The sequence below is a fragment of the Tsukamurella hominis genome, from assembly GCF_965137015.1.
Lineage (GTDB): Bacteria > Actinomycetota > Actinomycetes > Mycobacteriales > Mycobacteriaceae > Tsukamurella > Tsukamurella hominis.
The window spans coordinates 42,212-60,757 of the sequence record NZ_CBCRZG010000007.1; the positions used below are offsets into that span (position 1 = coordinate 42,212).

At 67.1% G+C, this 18,546-nt stretch carries 17 protein-coding genes, 1 tRNA gene and 1 pseudogene; 12 read left to right on the forward strand and 7 right to left on the reverse strand.

What is annotated here, in order from left to right; translation table 11 throughout:
- Positions 1-36 precede the first annotated feature (36 nt).
- The 6 genes from ACM9LD_RS11375 to ACM9LD_RS11400 are packed head-to-tail and all read left to right on the forward strand — an operon-like array spanning position 37 to position 6,262.
- On the forward strand, positions 37-1,560 hold the full coding sequence (locus ACM9LD_RS11375) for an ArnT family glycosyltransferase (protein WP_415676766.1): 1,524 nt from the start codon (positions 37-39) through the stop codon (positions 1,558-1,560).
- Between the two features lie 33 nt (positions 1,561-1,593).
- On the forward strand, positions 1,594-2,619 hold the full coding sequence (gene lgt / locus ACM9LD_RS11380) for a prolipoprotein diacylglyceryl transferase (RefSeq protein WP_415676767.1): 1,026 nt from the start codon (positions 1,594-1,596) through the stop codon (positions 2,617-2,619).
- Between the two features lie 10 nt (positions 2,620-2,629).
- Entirely contained in the window at positions 2,630-4,051 is a 1,422-nt protein-coding gene (gene pyk / locus ACM9LD_RS11385) for a pyruvate kinase (RefSeq protein WP_415676768.1), read from the forward strand.
- Between the two features lie 37 nt (positions 4,052-4,088).
- Positions 4,089-4,979: an acyl-CoA thioesterase gene (locus ACM9LD_RS11390; RefSeq protein WP_415676769.1), complete on the forward strand. Its 891-nt coding sequence runs from the start codon at positions 4,089-4,091 to the stop codon at positions 4,977-4,979.
- Positions 4,976-5,527, forward strand: a complete 552-nt coding sequence (locus ACM9LD_RS11395) for a hypothetical protein (protein WP_415676770.1) — start codon at positions 4,976-4,978, stop codon at positions 5,525-5,527. The genes ACM9LD_RS11390 and ACM9LD_RS11395 overlap by 4 nt, the downstream gene beginning before the upstream one ends.
- A 6-nt stretch (positions 5,528-5,533) precedes the next feature.
- Positions 5,534-6,262, forward strand: coding sequence for a rhomboid family intramembrane serine protease (locus ACM9LD_RS11400; protein WP_415676771.1), 729 nt, complete (start codon positions 5,534-5,536; stop codon positions 6,260-6,262).
- 50 nt (positions 6,263-6,312) lie between these two features.
- Here ACM9LD_RS11400 and ACM9LD_RS11405 read toward each other — a convergent pair whose 3' ends face one another.
- Positions 6,313-7,284 (reverse strand): cytochrome c oxidase assembly protein, encoded by a 972-nt coding sequence (locus ACM9LD_RS11405; RefSeq protein WP_415676772.1) that lies wholly within the window; start codon positions 7,282-7,284, stop codon positions 6,313-6,315.
- Between the two features lie 136 nt (positions 7,285-7,420).
- Here ACM9LD_RS11405 and ACM9LD_RS11410 point away from each other — a divergent pair, with 136 nt between their 5' ends.
- On the forward strand, positions 7,421-7,729 hold the full coding sequence (locus ACM9LD_RS11410; RefSeq protein ID WP_415676773.1) for a hypothetical protein: 309 nt from the start codon (positions 7,421-7,423) through the stop codon (positions 7,727-7,729).
- 7 nt (positions 7,730-7,736) lie between these two features.
- Here the strand turns inward: ACM9LD_RS11410 and ACM9LD_RS11415 are convergent, their stop codons facing one another.
- The gene (locus ACM9LD_RS11415) at positions 7,737-8,360 is read right to left on the reverse strand and encodes an ANTAR domain-containing response regulator (RefSeq protein WP_336671795.1); all 624 of its coding nucleotides are present in this window, start codon (positions 8,358-8,360) and stop codon (positions 7,737-7,739) included.
- Positions 8,361-8,419: 59 nt separating this feature from the next.
- Between ACM9LD_RS11415 and ACM9LD_RS11420 the strand changes: the two genes are divergently transcribed.
- The 3 genes from ACM9LD_RS11420 to ACM9LD_RS11430 all read left to right on the forward strand — a co-directional run bounded on the left by ACM9LD_RS11420 (position 8,420) and on the right by ACM9LD_RS11430 (position 10,820).
- On the forward strand, positions 8,420-9,535 hold the full coding sequence (locus ACM9LD_RS11420) for an alpha/beta hydrolase (protein ID WP_415676774.1): 1,116 nt from the start codon (positions 8,420-8,422) through the stop codon (positions 9,533-9,535).
- 37 nt (positions 9,536-9,572) lie between these two features.
- Positions 9,573-9,649 (forward strand) — tRNA-Leu (locus ACM9LD_RS11425).
- Between the two features lie 202 nt (positions 9,650-9,851).
- Positions 9,852-10,820, forward strand: a complete 969-nt coding sequence (locus tag ACM9LD_RS11430; RefSeq protein ID WP_415676775.1) for a TIR domain-containing protein — start codon at positions 9,852-9,854, stop codon at positions 10,818-10,820.
- 438 nt (positions 10,821-11,258) lie between these two features.
- Here ACM9LD_RS11430 and ACM9LD_RS11435 read toward each other — a convergent pair whose 3' ends face one another.
- The 5 genes and pseudogenes from ACM9LD_RS11435 to ACM9LD_RS11455 all read right to left on the reverse strand — a co-directional run bounded on the left by ACM9LD_RS11435 (position 11,259) and on the right by ACM9LD_RS11455 (position 16,522).
- Positions 11,259-12,365, reverse strand: coding sequence for an AAA family ATPase (locus tag ACM9LD_RS11435; RefSeq protein WP_415676904.1), 1,107 nt, complete (start codon positions 12,363-12,365; stop codon positions 11,259-11,261).
- Positions 12,366-12,803: 438 nt separating this feature from the next.
- Positions 12,804-12,965: pseudogene (locus tag ACM9LD_RS11440) on the reverse strand (AAA family ATPase); the annotation flags it as partial.
- Between the two features lie 129 nt (positions 12,966-13,094).
- Complete coding sequence (locus tag ACM9LD_RS11445; protein ID WP_068520640.1) at positions 13,095-14,402, reverse strand: KasA/KasB family beta-ketoacyl-ACP synthase; 1,308 nt, start codon at positions 14,400-14,402, stop codon at positions 13,095-13,097.
- A 41-nt stretch (positions 14,403-14,443) separates the two neighbouring features.
- A complete protein-coding gene (locus ACM9LD_RS11450; protein WP_415676776.1) occupies positions 14,444-15,595 on the reverse strand; it encodes a hypothetical protein in 1,152 nt (383 codons plus the stop codon).
- Between the two features lie 3 nt (positions 15,596-15,598).
- Positions 15,599-16,522 carry a metal-dependent hydrolase gene (locus tag ACM9LD_RS11455; protein ID WP_415676777.1) on the reverse strand — a complete coding sequence of 308 codons (924 nt, stop codon included), beginning with the start codon at positions 16,520-16,522 and terminating at the stop codon, positions 15,599-15,601.
- 65 nt (positions 16,523-16,587) lie between these two features.
- Between ACM9LD_RS11455 and ACM9LD_RS11460 the strand changes: the two genes are divergently transcribed.
- Both ACM9LD_RS11460 and ACM9LD_RS11465 read left to right on the forward strand, forming a co-directional pair.
- Positions 16,588-17,202 (forward strand): TetR/AcrR family transcriptional regulator, encoded by a 615-nt coding sequence (locus ACM9LD_RS11460; protein WP_415676778.1) that lies wholly within the window; start codon positions 16,588-16,590, stop codon positions 17,200-17,202.
- A 117-nt stretch (positions 17,203-17,319) separates the two neighbouring features.
- Positions 17,320-18,543: a branched-chain amino acid ABC transporter substrate-binding protein gene (locus ACM9LD_RS11465; RefSeq protein WP_415676779.1), complete on the forward strand. Its 1,224-nt coding sequence runs from the start codon at positions 17,320-17,322 to the stop codon at positions 18,541-18,543.
- Positions 18,544-18,546: the final 3 nt, after the last annotated feature.

Sequence of the window (18,546 nt, forward strand, 5' to 3'; positions counted from 1 at the left end):
TACCGGCGTGGCGTCCGATCGGCGACGGTCGAAGGCATGACATCGCAGGTCATCACCCCCGACACCGCTCCGACCGCCGGATCGCGCGGCGCGCTCCCGTCGATCGCGCGGCTGCCGCTCGCCCTCGTGGGCGCCGTCGTGCTCGCCGTCATGCTGCTCGGCAGCCGCAACTACGGCTACTTCTTCGACGAGGCCTACTTCGTCGTCGCCGGGCGGGACCATCCCGCCGCCGGGTACTTCGACCAGCCGCCGCTGGTGCCGCTTCTCGCCGCTGGGCTCGACCATCTGGCGCACGGCAACCTCGTCGTGCTGCGGCTGCCCGCGACGCTTGCGGTCGTCGCGATCACCCTGCTCGCGGGGCTCCTCGCCCGCGAGCTCGGCGGCCGCGCCGGCGCGCAGGCCTTCGCTGCGGCGGCGGTCGCGATGTCGCTGGTCAGCTCCGTCGGGCACTGGCTCGCGACCTACTCGCTCGACCCGCTGTGGTGGACGATCCTCCTGTACCTGCTGGTCCGGTGGGTGCGCACCCGCGACGACCGCCTGCTGCTCCTCGCGGGAGCCGTCACGGCGCTCTCACTGCTCACGAAGTTCCTCGTGCCCGCGCTGTGGATCGCGGTGGCGCTCGGCGCCCTCGCCTGCGGGCCCCGTCGGCTGCTCACCCGGCCCGCGCTCTGGGCCGGCGGCGCCCTCGCCGTCGTCGCGATCGCCCCGACGCTGTGGTGGCAGGCCGGCCACGACTGGGCGTACACCCGGATGGGGGCCGTCGTGCGGGCGGAGTGGCCCGGTGGTGCCGGGTTCGCGCTCGTCGGGCTGTTCGGCGCGGGCCTGCTCATCGGGCTGCCGCTGCTGCTCGCCGGCGTCGTCGCGCTGCTGCGCTCGCGCGACCTGCGCCCCTACCGCTTCCTCGGCGTCGCCCTGGTGTTGGTCGTGGCCGCGATCGTGCTGACGCACGGCCGTTCGTACTACCTGGCCTCGGTGTACGCGCTGCCGGTGGCCGTGGGAGCCGTCGTCGCCGAACGATGGCTCGCGCGGCGCGGGCGGCGGGCCGGCGCGGTGCTCCGCGCGGTCGCGGTCCTCGCGCTCCTCGGCTCCACCGCCAGTTGGATCGCGGCCTCGCCGGTGTGGTCGCCGGCCGTCGCGGAGCGGATCGGCACGCCCCCGCTGCGTGCGCCCGCGACGATGCTCGTCGAGGGGGACACGATGCTCCGCGGCCTGTCCGACACCGTCGTCGCCGCGTACCGGACGCTGCCGCCCGCGGAGCGCGACGGCACCGTCATCGTGGCCGAGAGCTACCCGTTCGCCGCGGCCGTCGACTTCTTCGGCCGCGACGAGGGCCTTCCCCGCGCGTACAGCGGGCACCGGGCGTACTACTACTTCGGCAGCCCGCCCGAGGACGCCCGCGCGGTGCTCTGGATCGGCGACCCGTCGCCCGTGCTCGACGGGGCCTTCGCGCACCGTCGGGCCGTGCCGGCCCCCGGCGAGACGGGCGATCCCGTGGTGCAGCTCTACACCGGACGGACCGTCGCCTGGCCCGAGTTGTGGGAGCGGCTGCGTTCGCAGTGACGGCCCGCGCGGGCGGTCAGTAGGGTGACGGGCGTGATCCTCGCGAGCATCCCGAGTCCCGCGCAGGGCGTCTGGCACCTCGGGCCCGTCCCGATCCGCGCCTACGCACTGTGCATCATCATCGGCATCGTCGTCGCCTGCTGGTGGGGCGACCGCCGCTGGGTGGCCCGCGGCGGCAAGCCCGGCCAGGTCCTCGACGTGGCGGTCTGGGCCGTCCCGTTCGGCCTCATCGGCGGCCGGCTCTACCACGTGCTGACCGACTTCAGCACCTACTTCGGCCCGAACGGCCGCGGCCTCGGCGCCGTCTTCCGCATCTGGGACGGCGGCCTCGGCATCTGGGGCGCCGTCGCCCTCGGCGGCGTCGGCGCCGCGATCGGCTGCCGGAAGATGGGCATCAAGCTCGGTCCCTTCGCCGACGCGATCGCACCCGCGATCATCGTGGCCCAGGCCATCGGCCGCCTCGGCAACTGGTTCAACCAGGAGCTCTACGGGGCCCCCACGACGCTGCCGTGGGGCCTGGAGATCTACGAGCGCGCCAACGACGTCGGCCAGCGCGGCCCCGACGTGCTCGACGGGCACAGCACCGGCGTCGTCCTCGCCGTCGTGCAGCCCACGTTCCTCTACGAGCTGATCTGGAACCTGCTGGTCGCGGCCTTCCTCGTGATCGTCGACCGCCGCTTCCGCATCGGCCACGGCCGCCTCTTCGCGCTCTACGTCGCGGGCTACTGCCTGGGCCGGTTCTTCATCGAGATCATGCGCGATGATCACGCGACCCTGATCTTCGGCGTCCGCATCAACGTCTTCACCGCGGCGCTCGTCTTCGCCGGAGCGGTCGCCTACTTCCTCCTCGCCCCGAAGGGGCGCGAGGACTCCGTCTTCCTCGACGAGGCGGCCTCGACACCGTCGGAAAGCGACCCCGAGCAGGACGGATCGACGGCCGTCGAGGCACCCGTGGCACTCGACGAGGCGGACGACGGTGCCGAACCGGAGGCTGATGTTCGCCAGATGGATACCGGCGGGTTGCCGGGAGACTCCACATCGCGGAATAAGGAGGACTAACGTGGACGCCGTGACTCGTCGAACCAAGATCGTCTGCACCCTGGGCCCCGCTGTCGGAACCGAGGAGAAGGTTCTCGCTCTCGTGGAGGAGGGCATGGACGTTGCGCGCCTGAATTTCAGCCATGGTGAGCACGCCGATCACGGCGTGAACTACGAGCGGGTCCGTTCCGCCTCGGATAAGACCGGACGCGCGGTCGGGATCCTCGCGGATCTGCAGGGCCCGAAGATCCGGCTGGGCCGGTTCGCCGGCGACGGCCGCACCGTGTGGGAGACGGGCGAGACGGTCCGGATCACCGTCGACGACGTGGTCGGCACCCACGATCGGGTCTCCACCACGTACAAGGAGCTGGCGCAGGACGCCCGCCCCGGCGACCGGCTGCTGGTCGATGACGGCAAGGTCGGCCTGAAGGTGGTCTCGGTCGACGGCAACGACGTGGTGTGTGAGGTCACCGAGGGTGGCCCGGTGTCGAACAACAAGGGCGTGTCGCTGCCGGGGATGAACGTCTCGGTTCCGGCGTTGTCGGAGAAGGACATCGAGGATCTGGAGTTCGCGCTCGAGCTGGGTGTGGATTTCATCGCGTTGTCGTTCGTGCGGTCGCCGGCGGACATCGAGCGGGTGCACGCGGTGATGGACCGGGTGGGCCGGCGGATTCCGGTGATCGCGAAGCTGGAGAAGCCGGAGGCGATCGAGAACCTGGAGGCGGTGATCCTGGCGTTCGATGCGGTGATGGTCGCCCGGGGTGATCTGGGGGTGGAGTTGCCGCTGGAGGAGGTGCCGCTGGTGCAGAAGCGGGCGATTCAGATCGCGCGGGAGAACGCGAAGCCGGTGATCGTGGCGACGCAGATGCTGGAGTCGATGATCGAGAACAGCCGCCCGACCCGGGCGGAGGCCTCCGATGTGGCGAACGCGGTGCTCGACGGCGCGGATGCGGTGATGCTCTCCGGTGAGGTGTCGGTGGGCAAGTACCCGATCGAGACCGTCCGGACCATGGCCAAGATCGTGCAGGCCGTCGAGGACGGCGGACCGTCGGTGCCGCCGCTGAACCACGTGCCCCGCACCAAGCGCGGCATCATCTCCTACGCGGCCCGCGACATCGGGGAGCGGCTCAACGCCAAGGCCCTCGTCGCGTTCACCCAGTCCGGTGACACCGTGCGTCGCCTGGCCCGGCTGCACACCCGCCTGCCGCTGCTGGCGTTCACCCCGCTGCCGGAGGTCCGCAGCCAGCTCGCCCTGTCCTGGGGCACCGAGACCTTCCTCGTCGACGGCGCGGACAGCACCGACGCGATGATCAAGCAGGTCGACCACTCACTCGAGGGCATCGGCCGCTACTCCAAGGGCGATCAGGTCGTCATCGTCGCCGGCGCGCCCCCCGGGACCATCGGCTCGACCAACCTGATCCAGGTGCACCGGATCGGCGAGGACGACCACTGACGGCGAGCCGTCGATCCAGCGCTGCCATACTCGTCGCATGACGGAGACACTCACCGATTTCGACGAGTTCCTCGGCACCCTGGATCTCGCGGAGGCGGGGGAGGACCGGTATCTCGGTCGTCACCCCGCCAAGACCGCGTCCCGCACGTTCGGCGGGCAGATCCTCTCGCAGGCGATCGTGGCCTCGGGCAACACCGTTCCGGGGGCTCGGGATTCGCTGTTCCTGCACGCCGCGCACACGCACTTCATCAACGGCGGCGAGACGAATGCCGACCTGGAGTTCGTGGTGCGGCGCCTGCGGGACACCCGCAACGTCGCGAACCGGCTGGTCTCGGTGGAGCAGGGCGGCACCGTCCTCGCGCTGATGCAGCTCGCGTACCAGACCGACGGCCGGAACCCGCTCGTGCACGGCGATCCCGCGCCCGCGGTGCCGGGCCCCGACGGCCTGCCGAACATTCAGGACACGCTCCGGGGCTACGAGGACGTCGTCACGATGTTCGTCGACGCGCCGCAGCCGATGGACATGCGCTTCACCAACGATCCGGCGTGGATCGCCAAGGGCAAGGGCCTGATCCAGGAGGACAACAACGTCTGGATCCGGACGGCCGGGCCGCTGCCCGACGATCAGGTCATCCACGACGCGGCGCTCGCCTACGCTTCGGACACCACGATCCTCGATTCGATCATCACGCGGCACGGACTGTCGTGGGGATTCGACCGGATCATGGCCGTCACGCTCAACCAGTCGCTGTGGTTCCACCGTCGGGTCCGGTTCGATCAGTACAACCTGTACTCGTCGCATTCGACGGTGGCCGACGGCGGCCGCGGTATGTCCAACGGGCAATTCTTCGATTCGAAGGGCATTCTGGTAGCAAGCACCACCCAGGAGGGTGTGCTCAAGTACTTCCCGTCGAAGGGGGCGAAGTGACCAGCCAGGACACGCAGCAGCGTCCGATCCCGAACGTGCCGCAGGGCACGCCCGGCCGCGATTGGCGCGCGGAGCTGCCGGCGGCGCTCCCGCAGGGTCCGCAGCAGCCGTGGCGCCGCCACGGCCCCGGGTCCCGCACCTGGGTCGGCGTCCTCACCGCGGTCGTGCTCGTCATCATGGCGGTCGTCGGCATCTTCGCGGTCTCATTCGGCTTCGCGAACACCGCCTTCGAGCGGGAGGGCGTCGTCGTGCTGACGCCGTCGGAGTACGTCGCGACGACCACCACCTGCTCCGGCGCCCGCGACGCGGCGGAGGTCAAGGAGGGGGCGCGCATCGTCTTCCGGAGCGGGTCCGACAGCTTCGGCACCGATCTCGGCGAGGGCGTGCTGCGCTCGGGCCGGTGCGTTTTCCCGTTCCGGCTCTCGTCGGTGCACGCGGACCCGGACGTGAACTACGCGGTGACCGTCGGCGGCTCCCAGGCCACCCCGGTGGCGGGCAGCGAGCTCGCCTCCACGTCGGGCACCCTCATGGTCTCCCTCGCGGGCTAGCCGCCGGTGACCGCACTCGGAACGACGGTCCGCCGCGACTGGCAGCCCGTCGTGACCTATTCGCTGATCGCGGTCAACGTGATCGTCTTCGCGTTCAGCGCGAAGCAGACCGGCAGCATCGAGAACAACATGGCCTCGTACGAGGTCGCGCGGTTCGCCCTGTCCGAGCCCGCCACGCTCAACGGCTGGTGGTGGACGGCGGTGACGTCGGGGTTCCTGCACTTCGGGCCGATCCACCTGCTGGTCAACATGTTCACGCTGTACGTCTTCGGGCGCAATGTCGAGCAGGCGCTGGGGCGGGCGCGGTTCGGCGCGATCTACGGGATCTCGCTGCTCGGCGGTAGCGCGGCGGTGCTGTGGTTCGGGCTGGAGAACACGATCACCGTGGGCGCGTCGGGCGCGATCTTCGGCCTCATCGGGGCGGAGCTGGTGCTCTTCCTCAAGCTGAAGCTGAACCCGACGTCGCTCCTGGTGATCATCGGCGTCAACGTCGTCGCGTCGTTCACCCTGTCCGGCATCTCGTGGCTGGGCCACCTCGGCGGCTTCGTCACCGGGGCGCTCGTGACCGCGGGCTTCGTCTACGCGCCCGAGCTGCTCCCCAAGGGAACGCGCACGCGCCAGCAGGTCGAGGGCCTCGGCTGGGCGTGCGCGGGCGTCATCGCCGCGGTCGTCGTCGCGGCGATCGCCGTCCGTTTCGGCACCTTCCCGGGCGCGGACGTGTACACGCTGCGCTGACGCGGAGCCGACGGGGCCGTGGGCGGGCGATCGCCCTGGCGGACAGACCGTCAGTGGCCCCGGTTCATCTCCCGGAGGCGTGCGTTGTAGGCGGCCAGGGCGGCCTCGTCGTCGTCGACGTCCACGTCCTCGCCGCCCTCGCCCATGAGCTGGCCGCGGCGCGCGGAATCGAGCCAGGAGCCCATGCCGCCGCCGCGCTTGCCGGTGGCCTCCGCGGTGATCCACTGGAAGGCCACCACGAGCAGCAGGATCATCATCAGGCCGTCGCCGCCGAACCACATGATGGCGCCGGCCGCCGACTGGTCCTCGAGGCCCGTGGGGCCCCAGCCCAGGCGCGACGCGGAGTATCCGGGCGCCAGCTCGGTGGTGGTCATCATGAGGGTGACGCCCACCAGGGTGTCGGGGCCCATGGCCAGCAGGAACGACGCGAAGCGCAGCGGGTGCGAGAGCTTGGTGGGCCCGCACAGCTCGTTGCCGATGAGCGGCAGCATGAAGATCCAGCCGATCACGAAGTAGCCGGCGTACTCGAGCTGCTTGAGCCACGGATTGTCGAGGGCCAGGTCCTGGAAACCCGTGAGGTGCGTGCTGATCAGCGCGAAGGCGTACAGCGGCAGGCCGACGATCGGGCTGGTGACGAGGCGGACCACCCGGTTGCCGAGGAACGCCCGCACGCGGCGGTCGCCGGTCTCGCCCGTCGCCGTCGCGAGCAGCCGGATCGGCTCCGCGAGCACGAGGAACATCGGCACCACCGTGATGAGCACGAGGTGCACCACCATGTGCGCCCAGAACAGGTGCTTGGCCAGCTCGGCCATGACGCTGTTGACGGAGAACACCAACAGCGCCATCGCGACGAACCACGACAGAACGCGGACGATCGGCCACGCGACTCCGGCGCGCCGCGCCCGGACGGTGCCGTACACGTAGAGAATGGAAGCGACGACCATGAGGCCCGTCACCACGGGGGTGAAGACCCACGTGTGGAGCACGTCCGGCGACTGCGTCGCCACTGCTGAGGGATACATCGATGCCCGTTGTACCACCCCTGGCAAACTAATCCAACCGGCGTGTAACAAAGCGCGGCGGAGGATCGATGAAGGGACGAACGTCCCTGTCAGATTGCCTGGGTACCCGCCCCGGGCTCGAACGCACGGAGTAGAGATGCCGAAGGTCCCCGAGCCCACGCCTCAAGAGGTCCGCGACTTCCTCAGCCCCATCTCGCACTGGTCCCACCTCAAGGCCAATGCGGAGGAGCAGTACCGCAAGACGATCCTCGCCGCCTACGCCGCGCGGATCCCGATCGTGCACATCGCCCGCTACACGGGCACGTCGCCGCAGGCCGTCAAGAAGGTCATCGACCGCCAGAACGACAAGGCCTCGGGCGAGCAGCCCGCGTTCCAGAACATGCCGCGCACCGGGTACTACCGGGGCCAGCAGCTGCCGCCGTCGCGGTCCGTCCGCGCGGTCTAGCCGACCGTCAGGGCGCTCCCGCCGCGTCGGTGGGGGTGGTGGGGGTGCCCAGCGTGTCGATCACCAGGTGCGCGACGGTGCGCATGTCGGTGCGGCGGTCCATGGCGGTCCGCTGAATCCACCGGAATGCCTCCGGTTCCGAGACGCCGTGCGCCTGCATCAGGATGCTCTTCGCCCGGTCCACCAGCTTGCGGGTCTCGAGCTGGCCGGAGAGCGTCGTCACTTCCTTCTCGAGCGCCTTGAGCTCGGCGAACCGGCTGATGGCGATCTCGATCGCGGGCACCAGGTCGGCCTTCGTGAAGGGCTTGACCAGGTACGCCATCGCGCCCGCCTCGCGGGCCTTCTCGACGAACTCGCGCTGGCCGAAGGCGGTCAGCATCACGACGGGGGCGATCCGCTCGCGGGCGATGTCCTGCGCGGCCTCCAGGCCGTTGAGCACCGGCATCTTGACGTCCATGATCACCAGGTCGGGCTGGAGTTCGCGGGCCATCTCCAGGGCGACCTGGCCGTTCTCGGCCTCGCCGACCACGTCGTAGCCCTCTTCCCGAAGCATCTCGGAGAGGTCCATGCGAATGATCGCCTCGTCCTCGGCGACGAGCACGCGGTGCGGGGTGGGCTCGGTGTCCTTCATCAGGGGGTACGTTACCGGGCGGCGGAAATCGGGCCCGCCGCGCGCGGTACCGTAGGCCCATGAACGTATTGAGCCTGACTCAATTGCGCGAGCGCGCCGGCAACCTCTGGGCGTTGACTCTGGGGGAGGGCATCCGCCCCGTCGAGCGCACCCCGCACGTCGTCGTCGCCGACGGTGACCACCGCACCCTCCGCCGGTTCGCCTCGGATTCCGACCGTGCCGCGGCCGCCGTGCCCGGCGCCGCACCGGTGCTGCTGGTGCCGCCGATCGCCGCGCCCGCCACCTGCTACGACCTCTCGCCCGAGACGTCCGTCGTCGCGCACCTCGCGTCGACGGGGCGCGTCCCCTACGTCATCGACTTCGGCGAGATGGGCTACGGCGACCGCGGTCTCGGCTTCGAGGACTTCGCCCTCGACATCATCCCGCAGGCCATCGCGCGCGCCCTGGAGGACTTCTGGGGCGGGGACGTGCCCGACGGTGCCGGCATCGACCTGTACGGCTGGAGCCTGGGTGGCACGCTGTCCTTCCTCGCCGCCGGCGCGTCGACGGAGTCCATCCGCTCGATCGTCTCCATCGCGACGCCGCTGAAGTACGCCGCGCAGCCGCCCTACCCGCTCGTGACCTCGCTGATGAAGCCGGTCGACGGTTTCGGCCCCGGCGCGCTGATCGCGCTCATGGGCGGCATCCCCGCGCCGATCGTGCAGGTGGCCTACCGCGCCACCTCGTGGGATCGGGAACTGAAGAAGCCGAAGTTCGTGCTGGAGAACCTCGGCGAGCCCGAGAAGCTCGCGCGCATGGAGGTCATCGACCGTTTCCAGCGCACCTTCCCCGGCTACCCCGGCAAGCTGGCGACGCAGCTGTGGGAGCGGCTGATCTTCCGCGGCGAGCTGGCCGCCGGTGAGGTGCAGTTGGGGGAGCGGACGATCGATCTGCACTCCATCGACGTGCCCATTCAGCTCTTCGGCTCGCACCGGGACGCCCTGTGCGCGTGGGAGACCGCGCGACATGGTGTGGATCTGTTCACCGGCTCGCCGCGCGTCGAGTTCGCGACCGTCGAGTCCAGCCACCTCGGCCTCGTCGCCGGCCCCGACGCCGTCCGCGAGACCTGGCCCGTGATCGACGCCTTCCTCGCGTCCGTGGACGCCGAGTCCGAGGCCGCCGACCCCGCCCGGTAAGCTAGCTCGGCTGGCCGTCTCCGACGGTCCGCCGGACGCCCCCGTAGCCCAATTGGCAGAGGCAACGGATTCAAAACCCGTCCAGTGTGAGTTCGAGTCTCACCGGGGGCACCACATCGCCGCAGGTAGGTGGCTTGCCTACCAACTTCCGTACGCTCTCAGCCTCGCCCGTACTACCTCCGTGCTACCCAGCTGGGGTGGGTGTGGGTGGCGCGGCACCTGGAAGCATGGAGGCCGAACACTCCAACCCGTCAGGGGTATGTGCAAAGATCTGGGGAAACTCAGACAGACTCAGAGTCCCAGGGGGAGAACGCGCGTGCAGATCTTCATTAGCTGGTCCGGCGAACCAGCACGAGAGATGGCTGAATTTCTTCACGGGTGGCTGCCGAAAGTGATCCAAGCGCTCGACCCTTTCATGTCCAAGAAAGATATCGACAAGGGGTCTCGATGGAGCGCGGAATTGGCAGGACGCCTTGACTCGTCCACGCAAGCGATTGTGTGTGTAACGCGCGAGAACCAATCGGCCGAGTGGTTGAACTTCGAAGCAGGGGCGATTATCACCAACGGCTCAGAGTCGCGGGCGAGAACCTTGCTGTTGGGTGTTTCTCCTTCAGATATCACCGGCCCGCTGTCCGAGTTTCAGCACACAAATCCTGCTAGTTATGAAGATATGTGGCAGCTTATTCAGGGTGTGAACAACAAGTGTGAAAGGCCGCTCTCTGAGTCGCTTCTTCAAGAGACATTCGGACGTGAGTGGCCGCACTTGGAAAACAAGATTGAGGAAGTTGTCGAGCACGCACGCTTGTTAAGCGACGGAGTGTTCGCAGACGATGCGACTCGCGTTCGGTCCGACGAGGACGTTCTGGCCGAAATCGTCGAGCGCGTGCGTGAAATTGACCGAACCAGGGCTGAAGACCACAACCTGCTGAGAATGCTCGCTGTGCAAATTGCCGGGCGAGGAGGGGGAGGCTACCATCCCAGTCTTTTCGAAGAGAGGCCCACCGATCCGCTCGACCTAGAAGGCCTCGCCGAACGAGAGCGAGAAATGATCCGAGCTCTCAGGGGGCTTGGGGAGGGAGCTACGCTGGAGTTTACCGGCAGCGATGGCCGGACAGATGACGGCTACTTCGTCGACTTTGTAATCCGGGGAGAGGCCGCGTATGTCAGATTCAGAAGAAAGGGTTCCGGTAAGGTTATTGCAGCCCCTATCAAGGATTTCGTGGGCTATAGGGCAAGCGGTAACTTGTTTGATGCGGACGAGCCCGGCCATCTACCTCCCGAATAGCTGAATCACCGGAGCGAGGTCTTGGACGTCCTCGGTCGCCGGGGTCGCTGTGACGGGAGCCGGGGCAACGTGTTGAGCGCGCCGCCGTCCTGGCTGGGAATCCAGTTTTAGCTCTTGGCGTCGTCGTCGTGACGGAAGACAGGAATTGGTTCGGGTTCGCTATTCATTCGCGCGAATAACGGCGTATGGAGATTCGGCTCTGCGGCTTGACTGACGAAACGTTTCGCTTTGACTTGGCAGCTGATCCTACGGGTGTCGTCGGCCGTGGTGCCCGAGTAAACGTGGTCCCATTCACGGTAATTCGGCTGGCGGCGCGGCCTCGATTCGCTGACTTCGTCAGAATGGCGCCGACTAGCAACTGCGGCTCCCAGATGCGGCCGGCGTTGCTGTGTTCGATTCTGTGGGGACATCCTCGTGGAAGCCGCTGAGGTCCGCTGGCTAGAAGAACGCTTCAGTGGGGACTTCTGCCAGCATTTCTGAGACGCGCTCATCAATCCATTTTGCCAAGGAAATTAAATTTGCGCCCGGGTGCTCGGCAATGTCGAACGCCCTCGCCATTGCTTGCTTGTGCGAGTTGAGCGAAGATTTTTCCGGTTCGATCACGCCGTTTGAGCGGCGCAGCAGGTCTTCCTCCGGGACCATTGATTCAACGAAGTCTAGCGGGAGGTAGCGCTCAATTCCCGACCAACCGGTGCCGAGCTCTGAAGTGCAAAGGTCTGACGGCATTGTTACTACCGTCGAGTACCGGTGACCCTTGAGGTATGTCCGATAGGAATTCGCGTCATTAGTTTCCCAGTCGCGCACAACCAGGATCGGCGCCGAGTCTGGTCGGGACTTGATCGCTGCGCTGTTATATCGCAGGTACTGTTTAAACGCATCCCCTCCAGTGGCGTCGCCTGTTAGGTCATCGGGATCGGCGAGGCGCCAGCGAGGCTTGATTCCTGCGGCATCTAGTCCCTGTCGTATGTATTGTGCGTCAAACTTGCCCTCCACTAAAACGAGTGGCTGATCGGAATACTGAAGGAGAGGGTGTCGATATGCTGTGACCGCTTCCTTATTTGATTGTTCAATTGCCAACTTCGGAGTAAGCCGATTGAAGATGGTACCGCTGGCAGAAGTCCTTGCGACGATCGCACTATCTCCAACTCGCACAAACTCATCTTGGTGAGTTGTGAGGAATATTTGTCGCCGCGGGTCGTCGCTGTACGCAAACAAATCTGTAGCGTATCTTTGACGCAGGCCAGCATGAAGAAACGATTCCGGTTCCTCGATGGCCCAAATGTGCCCCTGTAGCCATCCAAACCCTGCACCTCGTGCGGTTCGATCTGCGAGATTGAGGAGGTGGAGAAACATGAACTGCTGCGTCCCCGAGCCTTCCAGCTCGGGAGATCGGGCGTGTCCGTCTGGATCTATCGAGCGGATTGCAAGGTCGAATGCAAGGTCGGCAAAATCGGTCGGCAACGCAGACTTTAGGGTACGTCCTGAGATTCCCTTGGAAACCGCTGTTGCGACATCCTCAAATAGGGTGTCTGCGAGCCTGGACATCGCCAGGAGAAGTTCACCGACGTCGCTCGAACGATACTCTTTCGTGTTTCGGAGCCTGGTTACCAGCGCACTACGGAGTGGCTGAACGTATTGTCGTATTAGCTCGGATGGCTGTGCGTGGTTGGGAACGTATCTGAACTCGATCGAACGGATAAACGATTCGAGGCTTGAGATATCTGCCGGGTCGGTGGCTGGTGCTAGGTTGTCAAGATCTTGTCCGTACGAGAATTCCCTCGTGATTCCGCGAGTCTGGCTGTCCCGATACCAGGTCTGGCATATTGCCAAATTGTCAACGAGGCCTTGGCGTTCGAGGAAGTCTGCTTGACGGGGGAACTTTATTCCGCTGTTGATCGGGAAGGAAACTCCGACTTTGATCCGTCGAGGCTTCTGAGGTCCGTAGTCGCTATAGTCCCGGTCGACATCGAGGCCAGAACCGGTTTCGTCGACGGATCCTGTGAAGAACAACTTGAGAGCGCGCAGGAGGTTGGATTTCCCGGCGCTGTTTAGGCCTACGATGGATTCGTATCCGCTTAGGGGTGATATCTGAGCGTCTTTTATTGAGCGAAAATTTGTTACCCGAATTTGGTTAATTATGGACATGATCCCCCGTGTCTCGCTTGTTCCGCTCCGTTGCTATGTGGATATAGTAGAGCATTTGTTGGATAGCGTTGCGAAACGACAGAACCGGCGGCCGGGAAGAATCCCGACCGCCGGTCCTGGTGACGAAGATCAGTACTTGCCGAAGGCGAGCGCCACGTCGTGGCCGCCGAAGCCGAACGAGTTGTTCAGCGCGTACTTGTAGTCGCCCTTGCGCGCCTCGCCGTGCACCACGTCGAGCTCGATCTCGGGGTCCTGGTTGTCCAGGTTGAGGGTCGGCGGGATGACGCCGTCGCGCAGCGACAGCACCGTCAGGGCGGCCTCGAGGGCGCCGACGGCGCCGATCGAGTGGCCGAGCGCGCCCTTCGGGGCGTAGATCGCCGCGTCGGTGCCGACGACCGCGTTGATGGCCTTGGCCTCGGCGGTGTCGCCGATCGGGGTCGCGGTGGCGTGCGCGTTGATGTAGTCGATGTCCTCGCGCTTGAGGCCGGCGGTCTCCATGGCGCGCTTCATGGCGCGAGCGGCGCCGCCGCCCTCCACGTCGGGGGAGACCATGTGGTAGCCGTCCGAGGTGATGCCGGCGCCGAGCAGGCGCGCGATGGGCTTCGCGCCGCGGGCGAGGGCGTGCTCCTCGGTCTCGATGATCATCAGCGTCTGCGCCTCGCCGAAGACGAAGCCGTCGCGGTCCTTGTCGAACGGACGCGACGCGGCCAGCGGATCGTCGTTGCGGGTCGAGAGTGCGCGCATCATGGCGAACGGGGCGATGACGGGGCTGTCGATCTTGCCCTCGATGCCGCCGCAGACCGCGATGTCGGCGTCGCCCATGACGATCTGGCGCCAGGCGTGAGCGATGGCCTCGTTGCCGGTCGAGCAGGCCGAGACGGGGGCGATGGCGCCGGCGCGGGCGCCGATCTCCAGGGCCGAGACGGCGCAGGCGCCGTTCGGCATGGCCATCTGCACGGTGAACGGCGAGACCTTGCGGACGCCGTGATCGCGCAGCGCGTCGACGGCCTCGACCATCGACTCGCCGCCGCCGAGACCGGTGCCGACGACCGCCGCGAGGCGGTTGTGGTCGACGTCGGGGCGGCCCGCGTTGTCCCAGAGGCGCTTGGTGATGACGTGCGCGGCCTGCTCCACGTAGGACATGCGGCGCTTGCTGACGTGCTGCTTGCTGATGTCGCCCGCGTACTTGCGGTCGGGACGCTCGGGGACCTCGGAGGTGGGGTCCTCGAGGAGCTGGCCGCCGAAGCGGACCGGGAGGTCGGCGATGTCGACGCCGATGAAATCGCCCTTGAGCTCGCGAATGCCGCTCTTGCCGGCCAGGAGGCCCGCCCACGTGGACTCGGTGTCGGTGCCGATCGAGGTGGTCATCTCGATCGCGGTGACCACGACGTTGGGGAACTGTCCGCCGAGCGTGCTGAAACTCCGGATGTCTGCCATGACCTCCATGAAACAGGATCGAAACGCACATTCGGCTGTTCTCAGGTGAGAACTTCGCCCCCGTGTCTTGTGGGATCGTCACGAACCGTTCGGTTCACCCCTGTTCCAGGGCGTGTGACGGCGGTCACGGCCCCGATCGCGATCACGAAACAGAGCAGCGTGAAGGGCAGGTTCCCGACGGGGTCGCCGGCCTCCGTCACGCCGTTCTCCGCGCCGAAGAAGGCGGGCAGGGCCGTGGCCCAGAGCAGGGCGAAGACCACCAGATACGCCGCGGCGTACGCCTGGACGAGCCGGTTGCGGTGCGCCGGTATCGACGGTGCGCCGGGCCCGGGGGCCAGGCACCGTCGGATCGCGTACAGGGCCGCCCCGGCCATGAGCGCCAGTTCCAGGGCGTAGACGGTGCCGCGCACCGTGTCGCCGGCCAGGCCCAGGATCGTCGCGGGCAGGGGCAGGACGAACGTGCCCACCGACGCCGCGAGGCCGATGACGACGGTGCGCCACGCCAACTGCGGGCCGGTGAACCGCGCGCCGGCGTCCACGTGCCGCCCGACCATGAACTGCGCGCACAGCGCCAGCGACATCGGCCACAGCGCCGCGAAGACCACCACCGAGCCCATCGGCACGGAGGCGAAGAAGGGCAGGTTGATCGGATTCTCCGGTGCCCACTCCCACCAGCGCAGCTGCGGACCGAGGTGGTCGAAGATCTCGTAGAAGGCGCCGTGCACCAGCCCGACGGTGCACGCGCCGAGGACGATCCCGCATCGCCGGAAGACGCCGAGCATGCGGACGATCTCGAAGGACATCGTCGCCATCATCGGGTAGATCGCCACGATGTAGAGGGGGAGCCGGCCCCAGAGGAACTCGACCGTGAACAGATTGTGCGCGAACATCGTGTCCACGTAGCCGTCGATGCCGAAGGCGCCGGGGAAGTAGAGCGGCGGCTCGATGACGAACAGGTAGGCGGTTGCGCCGAACCACACCGCCAGGTTGGTCGCGTCGCCGTCGCGCCGCCACCGTCGGATCGCGTACGCCAGCATGAGCACCGAACCGGTGATGATGAGCAACTCGAGGACCGGCATCGTCCAGTTCTCCAGCTGGAACGGGCTGCGGACGGAGACGAGCCCGCCGGTGTCGTCGCAGGTGAAGCCCATCCGGCGCGCGAGCGCGTCGAAGGTCGTCGTGCACAGGTCCATCGGTCAGGCCCCGATCGCCGCGTCCGAGGCGTACCAGCGCGTGCAGTCGACGCCGCTGTCGTAGCGACGCAGCCACTCGCCGGCGAGCGCCGGCAGGTTCTCGTGCGCCGGATCGTGCAGCGGCATCTGGCTGCGGATGATGCCCTTCATCGCGACGGCCTGCTCGGCCTTAGGGAGCACGTCGAAGGCGCGCGGCATGGCGCCCTTCGTCAGGTGCGGAGCCACCGCGACCAGCATCTTCTGCTTGAGCCGGTATCGGCCGAACATCGAGAGGGCGTCGACCTTCCGGTCCTTCAGCGGCACATGCTGGTTGAAGCCGGCGCACGCGATGCGGATCACCTTGAGCACGTGCGCGAAGATCGACGGCGCCATCCGCATCCGGTACACCTCGCTGCCCACGATGGCGTTGTAGATGATGAGCGCGGAGCTGCGGTGCTCCACCTCCTCCACGAAGTGCCACAGGAACATCGACGCCACGCGGTCGTCCCCGGGGCGGAAGAGCGCCTTCTCGTTGTCGAGCATGAGCTTGAAGACGGGGGTGAACGTCGCCTCCAGGTCGGCCGTGTACGCCAGCCGGTAGTCGGTCGAGGTGGCCTCGGTGAGCAGGTCGAACTCGCCGATCACCGCGTCGAGCGTGTTCTCCAGGCCGGGGTACTGGGCGATGAGGGCCTGGACGTGCCGACGGTGCGCGGTCGAGTGGTGCCCCTCCTGCTGCATGAACGCCGTCGCCTCTGCGGCGACCTCGGGATCGGCGAACTCCTTGCGCAACTGCAGGATCAGCTTGACGATCATCTTCTCGAAGCCGACGGCGAGGAAGCTCACCGCGTTCATCATCGACGAGAAGGCGGGGTTGTCCGGGTTCCACAGGAAGGGCACGGGCGCCTCGTCGAAGTGGAAGTCCATCTTGCGGGGGTGCAGGTCCGTCATGAGGTGAACATACACATAGAACACGTTCTGTATGTTGAGAACGCGCGAAGCTGTAGCCTGGGGCGATGGCACGCAGGGGATGGGGCGGATCGCCGCCGGCGGGCGACGACGAGGCCGCGGCGCGGATCGTGGCCGCCGCGGTCGAGCTCATCGGCGAGAGCGGCACCACGTCGATCGCGGAGGTCGCCGACGCGCTGGGGGTGATCCGGCAGACCGTCTACCGGTACTTCCCGACGGTCGACGCCCTGCTCCAGGCCGCGGCAGTGCAGGCCGTCGGCGCCTTCCTCGACCGGCTCGCCGCGCACCTGCGCGGCATCGGCGACCCGGCCGACGCCGTCGTCGAGGGCATCGTCTTCACGCTCGACGAGGTGCCGCGCGCCCCGCACCTGAAGCTCATGCTCGCGGGGGAGCACGCCCACACGGAGGCCATCGCCTCCGGACAGGCCATGGCCTTCGGGATGACCATGATCCAGCGCTTCGACGTCGACTGGCCGGCCCACGGCTACGACGAGGCGCGGCTGCGCGACCTCGTCGAGTTCCAGCTGCGCATCATGCAGTCCTTCTTCATCTCTCCGGGGGACCCACGCCGGACACCCGATCAGCTCCGCGCATTCCTGCACGATTGGGTCGCGCCGGCGGTGCGGAAACCGGCCTTGAATTTAGGTGGAGTCACGAATTGATCGGCGCCGCTGTTAATTCTGCGGAACATCGGCGATCGATATCCGCCATTGGGGCCGCGCATCGGCGATAGCGGGTCTAGGTTCCTCCTATATCCGTGCCATCGATGGAGGCTCCAGATGAATCGTCGTCTAGTCATGAGCGGCGTGGCGGTATGCACCGCAACGGTTCTCGTCCTTTCCGGATGTGGGGACAAATCCACGTCCGGTGGCGGGGCGAATTCCTCCGGAGGTGGAGCCGGAGCGTTGAGCATCGTCCCGGTGGCTCAGATCGACACCAATGGCAATGAGGTCAAGCCCGACGAATCGAGCAAACCCGTTCTGCCGTCCGAATTGGGCACCGCGGCGTGCCCGGACACCACGATCGCCACCGCCGGCGCCCTGCAGGGCGACAATGCGGCGCTGGGCATCAACATCCGCAACGGCGCGCAGCTCGCCGTCGATCAGCACAACAAGGCCAATCCCAACTGCAAGATCATCCTCAAGGCCTTCGACACCGAGGGCGACCCGCAGAAGGCCACCCAGGTGATCCCGTCGGTGATCAACGACGCCGCGATCATCGGCCTGATCGGCCCCGCGTTCTCCGGCGAGACGAAGGCCACCGGCCCGGTCCTCGCCCAGGCGGGCCTGGTCTCCACCACGGCCTCGGCGACCAACCCGGACCTCTCGACCCAGGGGTGGCGCACCTTCTTCCGCGGCCTCGCGAACGACGCCGTGCAGGGGCCCGCGGTGGCCAAGTACCTCGCGGGCAAGCTCGGCTACAAGAAGGTCTGCGTCATCAAGGACGATTCGACCTACGGCGTCGGCCTCGCGAAGACGATCACCGAGGGGCTCGGCGCGGCGCACGACCCCTCCTGCGACGCCGACGTCAAGGCCAAGGAGCGGGACTTCGCCGCCGTGGTGAACAAGGTCGCGCAGGCCAAGCCGGACGCGGTCTTCTACTCCGGCTACTACGCGGAGGCCGCGCCGCTGATCCAACAGCTGAAGAACCAGGGCGTGAGTTCCGTGTTCGTCTCCGCGGACGGCGTGAACGATCCGAAATTCGTCGAGCAGGCCGGATCCGCGGCCAACGGCGCCTTCCTCTCCTGCCCGTGCGGCCCGTCGAAGGACCCGTTCAAGTCCGACTACCGGACCGCGTTCAACCAGGACCCCGGCGTCTACTCCGTCGAGGCCTACGACCTGGCGACCATCCTCATGAAGGGCGTCTCCGAGGGCAAGCGGACCCGCGCCGAGCTGCTCGACTACGTCAAGACCTACAACGGCACCGGCCTGGCCCGCCAGTACCAGTGGACCCCCCAGGGTGAGCTGACGTCCGCCCTGATCTGGATGTACAAGGTCCAGTAGCGA

Bases quoted from the DNA above. Each gene is read 5' to 3' on its own strand.
- ACM9LD_RS11405 (WP_415676772.1), bottom strand. From the start codon at position 7,284: ATGTATCCCTCAGCAGTGGCGACGCAGTCGCCGGACGTGCTCCACACG.
- ACM9LD_RS11415 (WP_336671795.1), bottom strand. From the start codon at position 8,360: ATGAAGGACACCGAGCCCACCCCGCACCGCGTGCTCGTCGCCGAGGAC.
- ACM9LD_RS11465 (WP_415676779.1), top strand. From the start codon at position 17,320: ATGAATCGTCGTCTAGTCATGAGCGGCGTGGCGGTATGCACCGCAACG.
- ACM9LD_RS11410 (WP_415676773.1), top strand. From the start codon at position 7,421: ATGCCGAAGGTCCCCGAGCCCACGCCTCAAGAGGTCCGCGACTTCCTC.
- ACM9LD_RS11390 (WP_415676769.1), top strand. From the start codon at position 4,089: ATGACGGAGACACTCACCGATTTCGACGAGTTCCTCGGCACCCTGGAT.
- ACM9LD_RS11375 (WP_415676766.1), top strand. From the start codon at position 37: ATGACATCGCAGGTCATCACCCCCGACACCGCTCCGACCGCCGGATCG.
- ACM9LD_RS11420 (WP_415676774.1), top strand. From the start codon at position 8,420: ATGAACGTATTGAGCCTGACTCAATTGCGCGAGCGCGCCGGCAACCTC.
- ACM9LD_RS11460 (WP_415676778.1), top strand. From the start codon at position 16,588: ATGGCACGCAGGGGATGGGGCGGATCGCCGCCGGCGGGCGACGACGAG.
- ACM9LD_RS11450 (WP_415676776.1), bottom strand. From the start codon at position 15,595: ATGGACCTGTGCACGACGACCTTCGACGCGCTCGCGCGCCGGATGGGC.
- ACM9LD_RS11445 (WP_068520640.1), bottom strand. From the start codon at position 14,402: ATGGCAGACATCCGGAGTTTCAGCACGCTCGGCGGACAGTTCCCCAAC.
- ACM9LD_RS11435 (WP_415676904.1), bottom strand. From the start codon at position 12,365: ATGTCCAGGCTCGCAGACACCCTATTTGAGGATGTCGCAACAGCGGTT.
- ACM9LD_RS11455 (WP_415676777.1), bottom strand. From the start codon at position 16,522: ATGACGGACCTGCACCCCCGCAAGATGGACTTCCACTTCGACGAGGCG.